Below are 18,872 nucleotides of genomic sequence, written 5' to 3'. Positions count from 1 at the left end.
TTAAAGACACAAAGTAAACCAATACAAATGAAATTACATTATTACTGCAGCAATCCTTCTTGCAAAAAACTAAATGCTATAAAAGTTAAATCTACCAACAGATATGACCTAAAACAAGAAATTGGATTGGAAATAAATGATCGATGTAAACATTGTAGTCACCATACCAAAAGACATATTAATAGATTACATGCTTCTCTAAATTACTTTATAATTATAGGAGGCGTTGTTCTGGCAGCTATTATAACAATCTTAATTTGGGATTTAGGTTTTGTTTCAACATTAACAGGAACTATACCCATAGCCATTTGGATGAATGAAGAAAAAAGAGCTAGTGCTTTTAATAAGATTATGATTAGAGATTAATTCACAATCATTTTGAAAGAATTTTTAATTATGATTGTTGAATGGTTTTTTGAAAGTCAAAAAGACATAAGTAGTTTTAAGGGCTTTATCAAATTGGTAATAAAATTTCTAATATTTGTTTTAATATTTATTGTGGTTTTATATTTACTGTTAAACACAAGAGAGACTGTTTCTATTTCTAATTAAAATATCGTCGATCAATTGCAACTTACTCATTACAATAGCAACTTTACAAAACAAACATTCCCTATTACGGTTATAAGTAACAATATTAACAATGCGCCCAACATTGGTAGTTTGTTCAGAATTTGTGATGCCTTCGGCGTTGAAAAATTAATACTTTGTGGCAGTCATATTTCGTTAGGAAGAAAAATGACAAAAACCTCTAGAGCAACCGAAAAAGCTGTTATTTTTGAAGTTCAAGAGTCAGCATTATCAGCTATTGAAATTTTAAAATCTAAAGGGTATCAAATCATCTCATTAGAAATTACTGAAAATAGTCGCCCTCTTCATACGTACAAATTTTCTAAAAAAAGTCCTATTGCATTGGTGGTTGGAGATGAAAACTTTGGTGTTTCTAAAAGCATTTTATATCTATCTGATACTATTATCCATATAGATATGTATGGTCAAAACAGTAGCATGAATGTAGTACAAGCTACCAATATTGCACTCTATGAAATTACAAAACAATTGTTGTAAAGTAATTGTTGTTATGTCTATTAATGAGATTACTACACTTTGTTCGGATTGACAACAAATAGTTTTTATATTTACTAAATGAATTCCAAAATAATTTCCAACGGTATTTTAAGAGCTATAGCTATCATTTGTGGTATCATAGTGGTTCTTTATTTTTTATACCAAATACAATCTGTAATTGGTTATATAGCCATTGCCGCGGTTATCTCTTTAATAGGGAGGCCTATAGTATTATTTTTAAGACGAAAGTTGAAGTTTAAAAACACGTTTGCTGTTGTAATTACTATGGTTTTACTATTAGCAATTATTGCTGGTTTGGTAAGTCTTTTTATACCTTTATTACTAGATCAAGGTCAAAAATTATCATTATTAAGTACTTCTGAACTTCAGGAAAATATTGAAAATTTATATACCGAAATTGTCAATTATTTTGACTTACACCAAATAGATGTAGAGCAATCTTTGAAGGACTCCAACCTGTTTTCAAAACTCGATTTTTCATTTATTCCTAACTTTTTAAACTCCATAATTAGCGGTTTGGGTAGTTTTAGCATCGGATTGTTCTCAGTATTATTTATTTCTTTTTTCTTTTTAAAAGACAGCAAATTATTTGAAAATAGCATCCTTACTATAATCCCAGACAACAAAGAAACTAGATGGAAAGCCTCTTCAGAAAAAATTAAAGATTTGTTATCGCGCTACTTTGTTGGCCTTATCTTCCAAATATTTATTCTCTTTTTAATTTATATGACAGGGCTGTTAATAATTGGGGTTGACAACGCGGTGGTTATTGCCTTTTTATGTGCGCTATTAAATCTAATTCCCTACGTTGGACCACTCATTGGTGCCTTTTTAATGATTACCTTGACAATGACAAGTAATTTAGGACAAAGTTTCTCTGAGGTTATTATGCCCAAAACATTATGGGTACTTTTAGTGATTGCTATTGGGCAATTGGTTGATAATTTTGGTAGCCAACCTATTATTTTTTCAAAAAGTGTAAAGTCACACCCGCTAGAAATATTTTTGGTAATTCTCATTGCAGGTATCTTATTTGGCGTACTAGGACTTATTATTGCTATACCATCTTACACGGCTATTAAAGTTATTTTAAAGGAGTTCTTGTCAGAAAATAAAATAGTTAAGAAACTCACTAAAGATTTATAATAGCTTTTGAATTTATCACTTTTAAATACTGAAATTCAAGACTTTATTTCGGCTAATTTGAATACAGATATTGCCTCAATATTGCTGAAAGGCAGCCCTTTTGAAGCCGTTGAAACCAAAAAAATTGTTGAACAAATTGAAGCCAAAAAGCGATGTAAAGACAAACTTCCTTCCTGGTTCAATGCTAAAAACATCTATTTTCCTAATAAACTAAATATCGAACAGACTTCTTCAGAAGTTACGGCTAGATACAAATCTCAATTAATTTCTGGTAATTCTATTATAGATTTAACTGGTGGTTTTGGAGTAGACAGTTATTATTTTGCAAAAAATTTTAACCACGTAATACATTGCGAAATCAATGAAAACCTATCAAAAATTGTTTCCCTCAATTACCAGCAACTTTCTGTAAATAATATTGAAACATTACATATTGATGGTATTTCGTATTTAAAATCGAATAAAAAGAAGTTCGATTGGATATACATAGACCCCTCTCGAAGGCATGATATTAAAGGAAAAGTCTTTTTCCTAAAGGACTGTTTACCAAATGTGCCTAAACATCTTAATTTAATCTTTGAAAAATCAAAAAATATATTAATAAAAACATCACCTCTGTTAGATGTTTCTGTAGGTATAAATGAATTGCAATCTGTAAAAACCATTCATGTTATTGCTATTAATAACGAAGTAAAAGAAGTGTTATGGGTTTTAGAAAAAGGGTTTGGTGATGAGATTGCAGTAGAAACCGTTAACATTAAAAACAACTTAGAAGTACATTTTAAATTTATATTAAATAAAAATCAAAATGAAGTTCAATTTAGCAAACCACTTTCTTATCTATTTGAACCTAATGCCGCTATTTTAAAATCTGGTGGTTTTAACGAAGTTTCAACTCAGTTGAATATTTTCAAACTGCACCAACATTCACATTTATACACCTCACACGCACCAATAGATTTCCCAGGAAGGTCATTTAAAATTGAGAAAATCATCAACTTTAACAAAAAAGATTTTAAAAAGTTAGGTATAGCTAAAGCTAATGTAACCACACGTAATTTCCCTGAAACCGTGCAGCATATCAGAAAAAAACTTAACATAAAGGATGGTGGTGATACATATATATTTTTCACAACAGATTTAAAGAACAAAAAAATAGTTATTATTTGCAAAAAGCTTAAATAAAAATGACAGCGCAAGAACTAGAAGGTGAATATACGGTTGTTGGGAGTAATCAAACTGCAGACGCAAACACATATAAAGGCATACTAACATTAATCCTTGATGATTATTACAGAATTAGAGCTAAATGGCTTATAAATGATTGGCAAGAACAATTGGGTTATGGTTTTTTTAAAGATAATATTCTTGTTATAAACTTTAACTATAAAGGAGATGATAACAGTGTATTTAAAGGAGTGGCTGTATATAAATGTCTTTCTAAAGATTTACTTGAAGGATTTTGGTCTGAGAAACATGGAGACCCAAATTTTATTGGAACTGAACGTTGCTATAGAGTTAAAGAAAATAAAGATTTAAATTAAGACCTTGGCTTATCTATACCCCTATCGTACATGACTATACTACCTGCAACAGACACATTTAAACTTAATTTGGATTTAAATTTTACCAAAAAATGTGATTTTTCAATGGCTTGTTTTGATAAGCCATGATCTTCGGCTCCTAACAGATACACACAACGTCTAGGGTGATGAAAGGTTTCCAAAGATTCAGCATCATTGGTAAGTTCTACCCCTACTAATCGTGCGCCTTTAGGTAAATTAATAAAAAACTCATCAAACGTTTCATAATGAAAATAAGGCATTGACTTTACAGCATTGTGAGTATCACAAGCCTGTTTAGCATAACGGTTTCCAATAGTAAAAATAAAACTAGCACCTAAATTCTGAGCAGATCGCCATAAAACCCCAAGATTTTCAGGTGTTTTTCCATTTTGAATACCTATTCCAAAAAATTCGTTTACAAAATTGTCATTCATAATGCAAAAATATGAAACATTTAAAAACAACAAATCCCCACTAATTCTAGTGAGGATTGAAGTGATCGCGACAGGATTCGAACCTGTGACCGTCTGCTTAGAAGGCAGATGCTCTATCCAGCTGAGCTACGCGACCAGTAATTCATAGTGTCGGGGTGGCAGGATTCGAACCTGCGACCTCCTGCTCCCAAAGCAGGCGCGATGACCGGGCTACGCTACACCCCGATAGGTTAAAAATGCGGAGAGACCGGGATTCGAACCCGGGCAGCACTTACGCGCTGACAGATTAGCAATCTGCTCCATTACCACTCTGGCACCTCTCCTATTTTCTTTAAGAACCTTTGCAATAAAAATTGCACTCCTAAACCTTAATTGTTCAGGCGGGTGCAAATGTAATTCATCCTTTAAAAGAACGCAACTATTTTATTTATTTTTTTGTAAAATTTATTCTGGATACTCAATACGTAAATGGTAAATATTAGCCAACTTATTTTTAAGCACTTTTTTAATAGATTGAATCTCTTTAAAGGTAATATTAGCATTTAAGAATTGACCCTCTTCTATTTGCCTATCTATAATACTTTCAACAAAAGCATCAATTTTTGTAGACGTTGGTTCTTTTAAACTTTTTGATGCCGCTTCTATACTATCACACATCATTAAAATAGCCGTTTCTTTACTAAAGGGTTTAGGTCCAGGATAACTAAAATCAGTCTTATCAACATCGTCATAATCTTGCTGTTCTTGCTGATAGAAATAATAAACCACACTGGTTCCGTGGTGAGTTCTAATAAAATCTATAACCCTATCTGGTAAATTATTTTTTTTGGCAATTTCAATACCATTAATAACATGGTCAATAATAATTTGAGCACTTTCTTTTGAAGATAATTCATCATGAGGATTTATCCCTGTAGATTGATTCTCTGTAAAATAGGTTGGATTCTTCATTTTACCAATATCATGGTACAACGCGCCTACCCTAACCAACATAGCATTAGCACCAATTTCGTTCGCAGATGCTTCAGCTAAATTTGCCACATTTAATGAATGATGAAATGTACCGGGCGCCTTATCTGAAAGTTCTTTAAGTAATTTAGAATTTGTATCTGAAAGCTCTAAAAGAGAAACATCAGAAACCAATCCAAATAACTTTTCATAAGCATAAATAAGTGGCTGTACAAAAAGTGTAGCCAACCCACAAAGTACAAACCAAATAAAAGTTTCCCATTTTAAAGTCTCTACACTGCCTTCATGAATTACAAAAAAAGCAAAATAAGCAATGATGTATATAAGTGTAATCTGCCCAACAGAGATAAACAAATTGGCTCGTTTATAAAGTTCTGAAACTGTTAAAATAGTTACTATTCCTGCAATAATTTGTAGAAACATATACTCATAACTATTAGGAACTATAAACCCTAAAAGCAATACTGTTAGCACATGAGTAAACAACCCCAATCTAGCATCAAAAAAAGCTTTTAAAACTAATGGCAATACACAAATGGGAACTATATATATGTATTTAGAATTGTAGTTAACAACAAATGTGGTTAAAAAAATGAGTAGTAAAATATTAAAGAAAATAAACGTTACTTTAGTATTGTTTTCATAAACTTCACTTCTGTACTTTCTTAAAAACAATAGCAACATTAACATTGCTAATGCCACCAATAGTGCATAAGCAAATAAAACCCAATTATAATTTGATTCATTCCATACTTGTGATTCATATTCAGATCGTAACGATTCTAATTTTTGGTACTTATCGCCTTCAACAACTTCACCTTTTGATATTATGAGTGTTCCCTTTGCTACACTACCTCTGGTGTATGATATCTTGTCTAATTCCTCTTGAATGACTTTATCTGTAAACGATTTATCATAGTTTAAATTTGGTTCAACCAAATCGAAAAATAACGAAGTAAAATCAGCTTTATAATTAATTAAATTATTCCTATTTAAAACCTTATCGATAACGGAGGACACTTGAATTTGCTTTACTAAATTTGAGAAAAGTGCATCCTGTATTTTGGTACGCTCTTTTAAAATAGCTACTGTTCTTTTCTCAGAAAAATTATAATCTTCATTTAATATTCCAAATAGATATAATTCATTTAATATATCATTACCAACGTGTTGTAAATGACTTATTTTTTTTGCGGGGATTGAATCTGAAAATACCTCTGAAAAAGAATTTTCAAAGTTATTTTTCACTCTAGGTTTTACAATACTATCAACAATAAAATAAAGAACTGCCTCTTCTGTTATAGCTTGCTTTTCGGCGTTAATCTCATCATCTGTTTTTTTAATAGCAAAGTCAAATGGTGCCAACAAATTCTCAGATTGCCAAGGCTTCCCCTTCTCAAAATTATACTTAAACTTTCCGCTTTTAGGAAAAAGATAAACAATCAAAAATGTTGTTGATACAAATAATAGTGCTTTATAAATTAGCGAATGGTTTCTGTATAGTTTATTTACAAAGTCTTTCATCTAATAAGTTAATGTTTTCAAATGTAGTAAATTCTCGGGTTTTAAGTTTTTTATCTGTACAAGAATCATTCTAAATTCCTTTAAAATCATTATTTTCGTTGCAGGTCATTCAAACGCTTAAAAAATGATTAAAGATGTAGTTATTGTTTCTGCTGCGAGAACACCAATTGGTAGTTTTCTTGGTTCATTATCTACTATTTCTGCTCCAAAATTAGGAGCCATAGCTATTAAAGGTGCTTTAGACAAAATTAATTTGAAACCAGAATTAGTTGATGAAGTTTTAATGGGTAATGTGGTACAAGCAGGAACAGGTCAAGCGCCCGCAAGACAAGCTGCAATTTACGCAGGGATACCAAATTCAGTACCCTGCACAACCATAAATAAAGTGTGTGCTTCTGGTATGAAAACTGTTATTCAAGCTACCCAAAGTATTGCTTTAGGAGATACTGAAATTATTGTTGCTGGAGGAATGGAAAACATGAGCTTAATACCACATTATTTACATGCCAGAACAGGAACTAAATTTGGTTCTGCTACATTAATTGATGGTATGCAAAAAGATGGTTTAGTAGATGCTTATGATCAGAATGCCATGGGTGTTTACGCAGATGCTTGTGCTAAAGAATATAATTTTTCTAGAGAAGACCAAGATGCTTTTGCTATTGAATCTTATAATAAATCTGCCAAAGCTTGGGAAACTGGTAAATTCAATAATGAAGTTATTCCAGTTGAAGTTCCTCAAAGACGTGGTGAGCCTATTTTAGTTAAACAAGATGAGGAGTTTACTAATATTAAAATAGATAAAATTCCAAGCTTGCGTCCCGCTTTCACAAAAGAAGGAACCGTAACGGCTGCCAACGCATCAACAATAAATGATGGTGCAGCTGCTATGGTTTTAATGAGTAAGGAAAAGGCACAAGAATTAGGATTAAAACCACTTGCAACAATAAAAAGTTACGCCGATGCTGCACAAGAACCAAAATGGTTTACAACCGCTCCCGCAAAAGCGCTACCAAAAGCCTTGGCAAAAGCAGATATCACAATAGAAGATGTTGACTTTTTTGAGTTCAATGAAGCTTTTTCTGTGGTTGGGTTAGCTAATATGAAAATACTGGGAATTGATGGTTCTAAAGTAAATGTTAATGGTGGTGCCGTGTCTTTAGGACATCCTCTAGGTTGTTCTGGAGCTAGAATTATTGTAACCCTAGTAAACGTTTTGGAACAGAAAAATGCTAAAATTGGTGCAGCAACTATATGCAACGGAGGCGGTGGAGCATCAGCAATTATTTTAGAAAGAAATTAAGTTGATTTAATGCAGTACGGAATTTGTAATTTAAGTGTTGTACCATTAAGAAATGAACCTGCTGATACTAGCGAACTTGTCTCTCAAGTGTTATATGGCGATTTTTTTAAAGTATTAGAACAGCGTAAGCATTGGAGTAAAATTAGGATGGCTTTTGATAAGTATGAAGGTTGGATAGACAACAAGCAGTACCTAGAAATCCCTGAAGACAACTATAATGCTTTAAATAAGGAAACACCTAAACTTTCTCATGATTTAGTGGAGTTTATTCAAAATTCTGATGGTCAATTACACCCTATTTTAATTGGGTCATCCTTAAACGGATTATCTCTTTTAAACCATTCTCATGATGGCAATATAATTGAAGGGAAAATTGATAAGGGAAATATTATAAAAACAGCTTTTTTGTATTTAGGAACACCATATTTATGGGGAGGTAAAACACCCTTTGGAATAGATTGCTCTGGATTTACTCAAATGGTCTATAAGCTTAATGGTTATAAATTACTAAGAGACGCTTCACAACAAGCTACACAAGGAGAAGCTTTAAGTTTTATTGAAGAAAGTGAACCAGGTGATTTAGCTTTTTTTGATAATAACGAAGGGATGATTACCCATGTTGGAATCATCATGAAAGATAACTACATTATTCATGCACATGGAAAAGTGAGAATTGATAGACTGGACCACTCTGGAATATACAACGTTGACAAGAGAACCCACACCCACAAACTAAGGGTCATAAAAAAAATAATATAAATAAAAAATCCACTTTTTAAAAAGTGGATTTTTTATTTTCTTAAGAAGTATAAGTCTAGTTTGCTGATGCTTCAAGAGCTTCAACAACTTCTTTCATTTCTTTATATTTATCTGTTTCTCCTAAAATACTATAAATATTCATTAAGGTTTTAGCCGCACTGATGCTTTCTGGATCTATACTAAGTGCTTTTGAAAGGTAAGGTACTGCTTTTCTATATATAGCTTGTCTCTCCTCTCTTAATTCTTCATAACGCCTATCATCTGCAGCAGATGTTCCTAAGCCATTCATTTCTTTAATAATAGACTCTTCTTTACCTAAAATTAAAGCTGATAAATTGATATAAGCATTAATATAGTTTGGATCTAATTCTATTGCTTTTTCATAATACGCTCTAGCTTGAGCATCTTCTCCAGAGTCAGCCGAAATTACACCCAAGTTATATTGTAATTCTGGATTTTTAGGATCCATTTTAGTTGCCTCCTCTAACAAACTCTTGAACTTCTCTGTATTACCCATTTTAAAGTAAATATTGGCTTCCGTAAGCAATAAATTTACATCATCAGGAGTCTCTGCTCTTGCATCTTTCATGGCCTCAATTGCCTTCTCATTATTACCTTGACTCACATATATTAAGGCAACATTCTTTACAATTTCAGGCTTTTTAGAATCTGTATTCTTCTCAAAAGGATCTTTATGAGTTTTTGTCTTAATTGAAATATCCCTCATTTGTTTATTAGGGAAAATCTCTTCTTTTTGAGTAGTTACATCAATAGCACAGTATTCGGTAGTTATACCAGTGTATCCCACTTTTTTTAGTTCTTCATAAAATTTTAGCGCTCTATCAAACTCTTGTACATTAACAGCAGTTGCTGCAGCGTAGTATAGATACACTGTATCTTTTTTTGATACTCCATACGCTTTTTCAAAGTATTTTGACGCTTTAGAAAAGTCTTTTCCTTCGTAAGCTTTGTTTCCCTTTGTTAGAAGCGCATTAGTCATACCCTGTTTTAATTCAGTTATCTCATTAGTATATAAAGACTGTACATTACTTAAACTTTCAAGAGCTATATCATAATCTTTTAGACTACCAGCGCCTCCAGAATAAAAGGCTTGAGCTTTTAAATAATAATATTTGTCCTTTGTCTTTTCGTCCATGGCATCAAGCAAAGCTTCCGCTTGCGCTAAAGCTGCCTTAGCTTCAGAATAGTTAGTCCCTTTAATAGCTTTTTCAACAGCTTTCAGTTCTTTCTTTTGGGCAAATGAAAAGCTGCATATCGCTAGTGTTAAAGCTATAATAATTTGTTTCTTCATTTTTAAATTCTATTAAATTAATTATCAGTGTTATCTTTGTTTATATCATTATCAAGAGTTGTGCCATCTTCGGAAGCATCAGTATTTTCAACATCTTCAACTTCTTCAACATCATCCTCATCACGCATTACTTTGGCAACTGCAGCAATGGAATCTGAATTTTTAAGATTTATCAATTTAACTCCTTGAGTAGCTCTACCCATGGTTCTTAAATTAGCAACTTCTAACCTAATTGCAATTCCAGATTTATTTATAATCATTAAATCATCATTATCAGTTACCGTTTTAATAGCCACTAAATTTCCTGTTTTTTCAGTAATAGAAATGGTTTTAACTCCTTTCCCGCCTCTATTGGTTATTCTGTAAACGGCTTCTCCATCTTCAGGGTCATCAATAAAAGTTCGTTTGCCATAACCGTTTTCAGAAACGACTAGCACGGTCTGTTCCATAGGATTTTCAACTGTTACCATACCAATGACCTCATCATTTGCTCCAGCCAAAGTAATACCTCTAACTCCTGATGCACTACGCCCCATAGGTCTTGTTTTAGCTTCTTCAAATCTGATGGCTTTACCAGATTTAAGCGCTAACATCACTTGACTATCTCCAGTGGTTAATTTAGCCTCTAGAAGCTCATCACCTTCTTTAATGGTAATAGCATTAATACCATTGGTTCTAGGACGAGAATACTGCTCTAAAGACGTCTTTTTAACTTGACCGTTCTTAGTGGCCATAATTACATAATGACTATTTATGTAATCATCATCTTTTAAATCTTGGGTACATATAAAGGCTTTAACTTTATCATCTTGTTCTATATTGATAAGGTTTTGAATAGCACGCCCTTTTGAAGTTTTACTTCCCTCTGGTATTTCATAAACACGCATCCAGAAACACTTACCTTTTTGAGTGAAGAATAACATGTATTGATGATTAGTACCTACAAATAAGTGTTCAAGAAAATCTTCATTTCTAGTAGTTGATGCTTTTTGGCCTACACCTCCTCTATTTTGAGTTTTATATTCTGTTAATGAGGTGCGCTTAATATAACCAGCATGTGAAATTGTGATGACTACTTTTTCATTTGGAATCATGTCCTCAATACTTAAGTCGCCACCAGCATATTCTATAGTCGATCTACGCTCATCTCCAAACTTATCTTTAACAACTTCCAACTCCTCTTTTATGATATCCATTCTACGATCTTTTTTGTCTAGAATATCTTTTAGGTCTTCAATAGTTTTTAATAATTCGTCATATTCATCTCGCAACTTATCTTGCTCTAAACCAGTAAGCTGACGCAGTCTCATTTCAACTATTGCTTTAGCTTGAATTTCTGTTAATTTAAAACGTTCCATTAACTTCTCTCTTGCTTCATCTGCATTGGCTGAAGCTCTAATCAAAGCAATTACCTCATCTATATTATCAGACGCAATAATTAAACCTTCAAGTATATGTGCACGCTCTTCTGCTTTACGAAGTTCATACTTGGTTCTTCTAACTACTACTTCATGCCTATGCTCAACAAAATAATGTATTAAATCTTTTAAATTTAACAGCTGAGGACGACCATTAACAAGTGCGATATTATTAACGCTAAAAGATGATTGTAACGCTGTGTACTTGTAAAGTTTATTTAGAACAATATTAGGAATAGCATCACGTTTTAAAACATAAACTACGCGCATTCCTTTTCTATCAGACTCATCTCTAATAGTAGAAATACCATCAAGCTTTTTCTCATTTATCAAATCAGCTGTTTTCTTAATCATATCAGCTTTATTAACTTGATAAGGAATCTCTGTAACAACAATAGACTCTCTTCCTTGAACTTCTTCTATATTGGCTTTTCCTCTAATAACAATTCTTCCTCGTCCTGTTTGGAACGCTTCCTTAACCCCATCATACCCATATATAGTTCCTCCCGTTGGAAAATCTGGCGCCTTAACATATTTGATTAATTCATCAACTTCAATATTGTTGTCGTTTATATAAGCAATAGTACCATCAACAACCTCTGTTAAGTTATGCGGTGGCATATTTGTTGCCATACCAACTGCAATACCAGAGGCACCATTTACTAAGAGGTTTGGTATTCTTGTAGGTAAAACGGTTGGCTCTTGAAGTGTATCATCAAAATTCAATTTATGATCTACGGTTTCCTTTTCAATATCAGCTAACATATCTTCAGAAATCTTCTGCATGCGCGCTTCTGTGTATCGCATTGCCGCAGGACTATCGCCGTCAATAGAACCAAAATTTCCCTGACCGTCAACTAACAAATAACGAAGACTCCACTCTTGCGCCATACGAACCATAGTATCATAAACCGACGTATCTCCATGTGGGTGATATTTACCTAAAACCTCTCCTACTATTCTTGCAGATTTTTTATGAGCGGAATTAGCTCTCACACCCAATTCATGCATACCGTAAAGCACACGCCTATGAACAGGTTTTAACCCGTCTCTTACATCTGGTAAAGCACGTGACACAATGACCGACATTGAGTAATCAATGTAGGCTGATTTCATTTCATCTTCAATGTTAATAGGGATCAATTTTTCTCCTTCTGCCATAAGTAAATCAATTAATTTTAAGAGTTTTTCAAAACATGCTAATATAAGTATTTCATGAGTGCTAATAACTGACTTACGTTAGTTTTTTGGTACTTTTTATTAACAATTTTTAACGCGTTTTTAGTTAATAAGTATACACCTTAAAATTTTGATTTTATAAAGATTTTTTCGTCAATTAGCAACTGACAGTTAATTTAAGGTATAGTTTTTGCCTTTAGTCAACTATTATTATTATTTTTAATGCAGAAAGAGTTTGTTATGGATGATAATTTTTCGCCAAGAGTAAAAGATGTTATTGCATATAGTAAAGAAGAAGCATTGCGCTTAGGTCATGATTTTATTGGTACTGAACACCTAATGCTCGGGCTATTGCGTGATGGAAACGGTAAAGCTATTAATATATTAAATGCCTTAGATATAGATTTAAATCATTTAAGACGAAAAGTAGAAATACTAAGTCCTGCTAACCCTAACATAACTGTAGGGTCTAACCAAAAGAAAAATCTACACCTTACAAGGCAAGCTGAACGTGCCCTTAAAACTACGTTTTTAGAAGCCAAATTATTTCAGAGCTCATCCATAAATACAGCTCATTTATTATTGTGTATATTAAGAAATGAAAACGACCCCACTACCAAGCTTTTAAATAAGCTGAAAGTAGATTACGACAATGTTAAAGAACAGTTTAAACTTATGATTACAAACGATAGCGATTATATAGAACCTAAATCGGAATCTTTTCAGGATGATAGCCCAAACCCTGAAGAAGAATCTTCAAAAGATATTTTTAATTCACCAACAAGCAAATCAAATAAGAAGTCTAAAACCCCTGTTCTGGATAATTTTGGACGTGATTTAACGGTTTTAGCTGAAGAAGGCAAGTTAGACCCCGTTGTTGGTAGAGAAAAAGAAATACAGCGCGTTTCACAAATTTTAAGTAGGCGAAAGAAAAACAATCCGCTTTTAATTGGTGAGCCTGGTGTAGGTAAATCGGCCATTGCTGAAGGATTAGCTCTGAGAATTGTAAAACGAAAAGTATCAAGAATTCTTTTTAACAAAAGGGTTGTTACTTTAGATTTAGCAAGCTTAGTTGCTGGCACCAAATACCGTGGTCAATTTGAAGAACGTATGAAAGCCGTTATGAACGAGCTTGAGAAAAACGACGATGTTATTTTGTTCATTGATGAAATACATACTATTGTAGGTGCTGGTGGTGCGACGGGTAGTCTAGACGCTTCTAACATGTTTAAACCAGCATTGGCAAGAGGTGAAATTCAATGTATTGGTGCTACTACCCTAGACGAATACAGACAATATATAGAGAAAGATGGTGCACTAGAACGACGTTTTCAAAAGGTTATTGTAGAACCAACAAGTGTTGAAGAAACTATAGAAATTCTCAACAATATTAAAGCTAAGTATGAAGAGCATCACAATGTTGATTATACACCTGAGGCCATTGAAGCTTGTGTAAAACTAACAAACAGATATATGACAGAACGGTTCTTGCCAGACAAAGCTATAGATGCTTTAGATGAAGCTGGTTCTAGAGTTCATATCACAAATATTGACGTTCCTAAACAAATTATTGAGTTAGAAAAACAACTTGAGGAGATTAAAGAAACTAAGAACGCCGTTGTTAGAAAACAGAAATACGAAGAGGCTGCTAAATTACGAGACGATGAGAAACGTTTAGAAAAAGAATTGTCTGTAGCGCAGGAAAAATGGGAAGAAGACACCAAACAACATCGTGAAGTTGTAACAGAAGACAACGTTGCTGACGTTATCTCCATGATGACGGGGGTTCCGGTAAACAAAATAGCGCAAACCGAGATTAATAAATTAGCTGAATTGCCTAATCTAATTAAAGGCAAAGTTATTGGTCAAGATGAAGCAGTTTCAAAGGTTGTAAAAGCTATTCAGCGTAATCGTGCTGGATTAAAAGACCCTAACAAACCTATTGGTTCTTTTATCTTTTTAGGGCAAACAGGTGTTGGAAAAACTCAATTGGCTAAAATATTATCTAAAGAGTTATTTGATAGTGAAGATGCACTTGTTAGAATTGATATGAGTGAATACATGGAGAAGTTTGCCATTTCAAGATTAATTGGAGCACCTCCGGGTTATGTTGGTTATGAAGAGGGTGGTCAGTTAACTGAGAAAGTAAGACGTAAACCTTATGCTGTTATTCTTTTAGACGAGATTGAAAAAGCACACCCAGACGTATTTAATATGCTTCTTCAAGTACTTGATGATGGCTATTTAACGGATAGTCTTGGAAGAAAAATTGATTTCAGAAACACCATTATCATCATGACCTCTAATATAGGAGCCAGAAAACTTAAGGATTTTGGTACTGGAGTTGGTTTTGGAACTGCAGCCCAAAAAGCTCAGGAAGATGATAATGCCAGAAGTGTTATAGAAAATGCACTTAAAAAATCATTTGCTCCAGAATTCTTAAACAGAATTGATGATGTGGTTATATTCAATGCTTTGGAGAAGGAAGATATCAATAAAATTATTGATATTGAATTAGAAAAACTCTTGGCGCGCATTAAAGGTTTAGGCTATATCTTGAAACTTAGTAATAGTGCAAAAGACTTTATAGCTGATAAAGGCTTTGACAGGCAATATGGTGCAAGGCCTTTAAAAAGAGCCATTCAAAAGTACATTGAAGATGCTCTAGCTGAAGAAATTGTAGCATCCAATGTTCAAGAGGGTGATAAAATCAAAATAGACTTAGATAAGAAATCTAATGAATTAAAAATTACGGTTGAAAAAGCTGAAAAACCAACAGAGTCTTAGAGTCTTATCTATCAAAACAATAACAAAATCCTACGTTCTTTATAATGTGGGATTTTTTTATATATGAGAAACTTTCTTGGTTCTGTAAAGTAAAATTACTCCAATTACAAAAAAGGTGATGAGAAACAATATTGAATATCGCATACTACCAGTTAACTCTGCCACAAACCCATACATGAACATGCCTATTACAATACCTATTTTTTCTGAAACATCATAAAAACTGAAATAAGAAGCTGTATCCTCAGAATCCTCAGGAATTAATTTACTATAGGTAGAGCGAGATAATGCCTGTACCCCTCCCATAACCAGACCTACACATGCTGCAGTAATATAAAATTGCGTAGGTGTTACAACAAAGTATGCATAGGCACAAATTGCAATCCAAGAAAAAACAATTACTATAAGGGTTTTTATATTACCGTACTTTTCAGACATTTTTGCAGTGTAATTTGCTCCAACAACAGCTATTAATTGTATTAATAAAATACTTATTATTAATCCTGTAGTTGAATCTTGATCTCCCCAATCCAATTCTTCAACACCAAAATAAGTAGCTGCAATCATGATGGTTTGAACTGCCATACTATAGACAAAAAAAGCGCTTAAATATCTTTTTAAAACTTTATTTGTTTTAAGTGCATTCCAAATCTTATTTAATTCTTTGTATCCATGAACAATCACAGAACGTGTAACTTTTTTACCTTCATGAGTTCCTTTAGGCAAATACTTAAACGTATATTGCGCAAAACCCATCCACCATATACCCACCATAATAAATGATATTTTCGTAGGTTGTCCTGCATCTTTAAAGCCAAATGTATCATAGTAGAGAATCATCACTAAATTAACCACCAATAAAAGAACACTACCTATATACCCTAAAGAAAACCCTTTGGCACTAACCTTATCTTGCTGTTCTGGGTACGCTATGTCTGGTAAATATGAGTTATAAAACACTAAACTTCCCCAAAAACCTACTAATGCTAGCAGGTAACATAACAATCCAAAAAATAAATTATCTAAAGAAAACCAATAAAGCCCAATACAAGACAGGGATCCTAAATAGCAGAAAAATTTCATGAAATTTTCCTTATTCCCAACATAGTCTGAGATACCTGAAAGTATAGGTGAAATTATTGAAACAATTAAAAAACTTAACGCAGTTACATAACTTATTAAGGAATCATTATTAAAATCATAACCCAAAAAAGAAACCGTATCATTAATCTTATTCCCTTCAGCATCTTTAATAATTGTTAAAGCACCATAAAATATCGGAAAAACTGCTGATGAAATAACCAAAGGATAAACAGAGTTTGCCCAATCATAAAAAGCCCAAGCATTGAGTAGTTTTTTGTTTCCTTTTTCTAATACTGCCATAATAAAAAAGCTGCTCTTTTAATGAACAGCTTCTAAAATAGAACAAATATTTATAATATCAATATTTTCCTAATGGTCTAAATGAAGTTACTCCAAACTTAGCTGCTTCTTCTTTAGCCTTAGGAGCCAATACTTTCAAATTAGCAATACGTGACTCATTTGAAGGATGCGTACTTAAAATCTCTGGTGGTGCTTCCCCACTACTTTTAGCTTTCATACGCTCCCATAATTTTGAGGCCTCATCAGGGTTATAACCCGCAATGGCCATTAAATAAACTCCAATTTTATCAGCCTCGGTTTCGTGGCTTCTGCTAAAAGGTAACATAACACCCACCTGACTACCTACGCCATAATATTGATTAAACGCATTTCTATCCTTTTCATCTTTAATAGCAATATTACCTGCAATAGCAACACCAGCCTGAATATAAGCTGCACTCATGCGCTGCTGTCCATGATTTGCCAAAGCATGAGCCACTTCATGTCCCATGATAGCGGCAACTCCTGTTTCATTTTCCGCAACTGGCAGAATTCCTGTATAAAAAACTATCTTCCCTCCAGGCATACACCAAGCATTTACCGTTTTATCATTAACTAAATTATATTCCCATTTATAATCTTTTAAATAACCATGATGTCCATTAGCATTTAACCAACGTTCTGCAGCAACAGCAATACGTTGTCCCACTCGTGTTATCATTTCAGCATCTTTTGTTCCAGTAACAACCTTGTTTTCGGATAGAAATTGATTATATTGAGCAAAAGCGGTTGGAAATAATTGTGAATTAGGCACCAAAGCCATTGTTTTTTTTCCTGTGAATGGATTAGTAGCACAGGCTATAACCATAATAACTACACCTAAAATAATAATCAGATTTTTCAATTTCATTTTTTGAATATTTTAATAAGGATAAAAGTACAAAAATTGTACCTTGAGACTTTTAAGACACCATCTTTTTTTGTTGGTCACCTATATTTTGTAGACTTTCACTAAATAACGTTAAGTTAACCATTTATTTTCGACATAAAAAAAACATTAAATTATTTAAAAATGAAAAAAATATTCATCTTTATAATATGCTCCATTTTTCTAAGTTGTAATGGTTCTGCCCAAAAAGAAAATAAAAATAATAAACCTTATAAAGTTACCAAGACAGAGGAAGAGTGGAAAACCCAATTAAGTGATTTGGAATACTATGTACTCAGAAAAGCTGGTACAGAGGAACGTTTTTCTAGTCCATTCAATAAAAATTACGAAAAAGGTATTTATGTATGTAAGGCCTGTGAAACCCCTTTATTTAAAAGCGAACACAAATATGACTCAGGCTCTGGGTGGCCCAGTTTTGACAGAGAAATTAAAGGCAATGTAGCTTTTTCTACAGACTATAAAATTGGTTATTCTAGAACTGAAGAACATTGTGCTACCTGCGGCGGTCATTTAGGACATGTGTTTAATGATGGTCCAAGAGAAACCACTGGAAAAAGACATTGTATAAACGGGGTAGCTTTGAAATTCATACCACAGAAATAACAACAAGTTTAAAATCTAAGTAAAGTCTTGTACTGTTTTATAGAATTGTATTAGTTAAACTAGAATCTTAAACATTATATGGAAAGCTATCTATCAAGTGTTATTAAACAGTTTAAATATTATAAAAGTTTAGGTGATAAAACCTTTGAACAATTGGATTTTAAAGAACTGCAAAAGAAGTTTTCAAAAAATTCAAATTCTATTTCAATTATCGTTAAGCATTTACTTGGAAACATGCTTAGTAGATGGACTCATTTTTTAACTGAAGACGGTGAAAAGATTTGGAGACAAAGAGACTCTGAATTTGAAGATACTTATACATCAAAAAAAGAATTAAATAAACTACCTCGGGGCAAGCCCACGAGGTATTAAAATAATTTGAGTTGTCCTGAATGAACTTCTTTATATTCCTTCTCTTTTCCTTGATTTTCAACATATCTCTGAATCACATCTTTGCTTGCATAGAGCCCTAC

The 18,872-nt window shown here is 32.9% G+C and carries 16 protein-coding genes and 3 tRNA genes; 10 read left to right on the top strand and 9 right to left on the bottom strand.

Going from position 1 to position 18,872, the window contains the following annotated elements; genetic code table 11:
* The first annotated feature begins 27 nt into the window (after window positions 1-27).
* From E1J38_RS14180 to E1J38_RS14160, 5 genes are all read left to right on the top strand, one after another.
* Window positions 28-366 (top strand): hypothetical protein, encoded by a 339-nt coding sequence (locus E1J38_RS14180; protein WP_133357502.1) that lies wholly within the window; start codon window positions 28-30, stop codon window positions 364-366.
* A gap of 201 nt (window positions 367-567) precedes the next feature.
* Window positions 568-1,068: a TrmH family RNA methyltransferase gene (locus E1J38_RS14175; protein ID WP_133357503.1), complete on the top strand. Its 501-nt coding sequence runs from the start codon at window positions 568-570 to the stop codon at window positions 1,066-1,068.
* Between the two features lie 78 nt (window positions 1,069-1,146).
* The gene (locus E1J38_RS14170) at window positions 1,147-2,235 is read left to right on the top strand and encodes an AI-2E family transporter (protein WP_133357504.1); all 1,089 of its coding nucleotides are present in this window, start codon (window positions 1,147-1,149) and stop codon (window positions 2,233-2,235) included.
* A gap of 6 nt (window positions 2,236-2,241) precedes the next feature.
* Window positions 2,242-3,420, top strand: a complete 1,179-nt coding sequence (locus tag E1J38_RS14165) for a class I SAM-dependent methyltransferase (protein WP_133357505.1) — start codon at window positions 2,242-2,244, stop codon at window positions 3,418-3,420.
* 2 nt (window positions 3,421-3,422) lie between these two features.
* Complete coding sequence (locus E1J38_RS14160) at window positions 3,423-3,779, top strand: hypothetical protein (RefSeq protein ID WP_133357506.1); 357 nt, start codon at window positions 3,423-3,425, stop codon at window positions 3,777-3,779.
* Here the strand turns inward: E1J38_RS14160 and E1J38_RS14155 are convergent.
* The 5 genes from E1J38_RS14155 to E1J38_RS14135 form a co-directional block, all read right to left on the bottom strand.
* Window positions 3,776-4,234, bottom strand: coding sequence for an RNA methyltransferase (locus tag E1J38_RS14155; protein ID WP_133357507.1), 459 nt, complete (start codon window positions 4,232-4,234; stop codon window positions 3,776-3,778). The two genes, E1J38_RS14160 and E1J38_RS14155, sit on opposite strands and share 4 nt — an antisense overlap.
* Window positions 4,235-4,296: 62 nt before the next feature.
* A tRNA-Arg gene (locus tag E1J38_RS14150) sits at window positions 4,297-4,370 on the bottom strand.
* 14 nt (window positions 4,371-4,384) lie between these two features.
* Window positions 4,385-4,459, bottom strand: a tRNA-Pro gene (locus E1J38_RS14145).
* A gap of 14 nt (window positions 4,460-4,473) precedes the next feature.
* Window positions 4,474-4,557: transfer RNA gene (locus E1J38_RS14140), tRNA-Ser, on the bottom strand.
* A gap of 121 nt (window positions 4,558-4,678) precedes the next feature.
* Window positions 4,679-6,727: an HD family phosphohydrolase gene (locus E1J38_RS14135; RefSeq protein WP_133357508.1), complete on the bottom strand. Its 2,049-nt coding sequence runs from the start codon at window positions 6,725-6,727 to the stop codon at window positions 4,679-4,681.
* A 124-nt stretch (window positions 6,728-6,851) separates the two neighbouring features.
* On the opposite strand from E1J38_RS14135, the gene E1J38_RS14130 reads away from it, so the two are divergent.
* Both E1J38_RS14130 and E1J38_RS14125 read left to right on the top strand, forming a co-directional pair.
* Window positions 6,852-8,030 (top strand): acetyl-CoA C-acyltransferase, encoded by a 1,179-nt coding sequence (locus E1J38_RS14130; RefSeq protein WP_133357509.1) that lies wholly within the window; start codon window positions 6,852-6,854, stop codon window positions 8,028-8,030.
* A gap of 9 nt (window positions 8,031-8,039) precedes the next feature.
* Window positions 8,040-8,789 carry a C40 family peptidase gene (locus E1J38_RS14125; protein WP_133357510.1) on the top strand — a complete coding sequence of 250 codons (750 nt, stop codon included), beginning with the start codon at window positions 8,040-8,042 and terminating at the stop codon, window positions 8,787-8,789.
* 55 nt (window positions 8,790-8,844) lie between these two features.
* Here E1J38_RS14125 and E1J38_RS14120 read toward each other — a convergent pair whose 3' ends face one another.
* Window positions 8,845-10,101, bottom strand: coding sequence for a tetratricopeptide repeat protein (locus E1J38_RS14120; protein WP_133357511.1), 1,257 nt, complete (start codon window positions 10,099-10,101; stop codon window positions 8,845-8,847).
* A 17-nt stretch (window positions 10,102-10,118) separates the two neighbouring features.
* Window positions 10,119-12,680, bottom strand: a complete 2,562-nt coding sequence (gene gyrA / locus E1J38_RS14115) for a DNA gyrase subunit A (RefSeq protein ID WP_133357512.1) — start codon at window positions 12,678-12,680, stop codon at window positions 10,119-10,121.
* Between the two features lie 258 nt (window positions 12,681-12,938).
* Here gyrA and E1J38_RS14110 point away from each other — a divergent pair, with 258 nt between their 5' ends.
* Window positions 12,939-15,485, top strand: coding sequence for an ATP-dependent Clp protease ATP-binding subunit (locus E1J38_RS14110; protein ID WP_133357519.1), 2,547 nt, complete (start codon window positions 12,939-12,941; stop codon window positions 15,483-15,485).
* 57 nt (window positions 15,486-15,542) lie between these two features.
* On the opposite strand, the gene E1J38_RS14105 is transcribed toward E1J38_RS14110, so the two are convergent.
* The gene (locus E1J38_RS14105) at window positions 15,543-16,868 is read right to left on the bottom strand and encodes an MFS transporter (protein ID WP_133357513.1); all 1,326 of its coding nucleotides are present in this window, start codon (window positions 16,866-16,868) and stop codon (window positions 15,543-15,545) included.
* 58 nt (window positions 16,869-16,926) lie between these two features.
* On the bottom strand, window positions 16,927-17,757 hold the full coding sequence (locus E1J38_RS14100; RefSeq protein ID WP_133357514.1) for a M48 family metallopeptidase: 831 nt from the start codon (window positions 17,755-17,757) through the stop codon (window positions 16,927-16,929).
* A 162-nt stretch (window positions 17,758-17,919) separates the two neighbouring features.
* Between E1J38_RS14100 and msrB the strand changes: the two genes are divergently transcribed.
* Window positions 17,920-18,399, top strand: coding sequence for a peptide-methionine (R)-S-oxide reductase MsrB (gene msrB, locus E1J38_RS14095; protein WP_133357515.1), 480 nt, complete (start codon window positions 17,920-17,922; stop codon window positions 18,397-18,399).
* Between the two features lie 78 nt (window positions 18,400-18,477).
* Window positions 18,478-18,771, top strand: a complete 294-nt coding sequence (locus E1J38_RS14090) for a DUF1572 family protein (protein WP_133357516.1) — start codon at window positions 18,478-18,480, stop codon at window positions 18,769-18,771.
* The last annotated feature ends 101 nt before the right edge of the window (window positions 18,772-18,872 follow it).

This window comes from Seonamhaeicola sediminis, from assembly GCF_004358095.2.
Taxonomy (GTDB): Bacteria; Bacteroidota; Bacteroidia; order Flavobacteriales; family Flavobacteriaceae; genus Seonamhaeicola; species Seonamhaeicola sediminis.
Note: the sequence above shows the minus strand (reverse complement) of the source record. Positions and strands in the feature narration are given on the sequence as shown.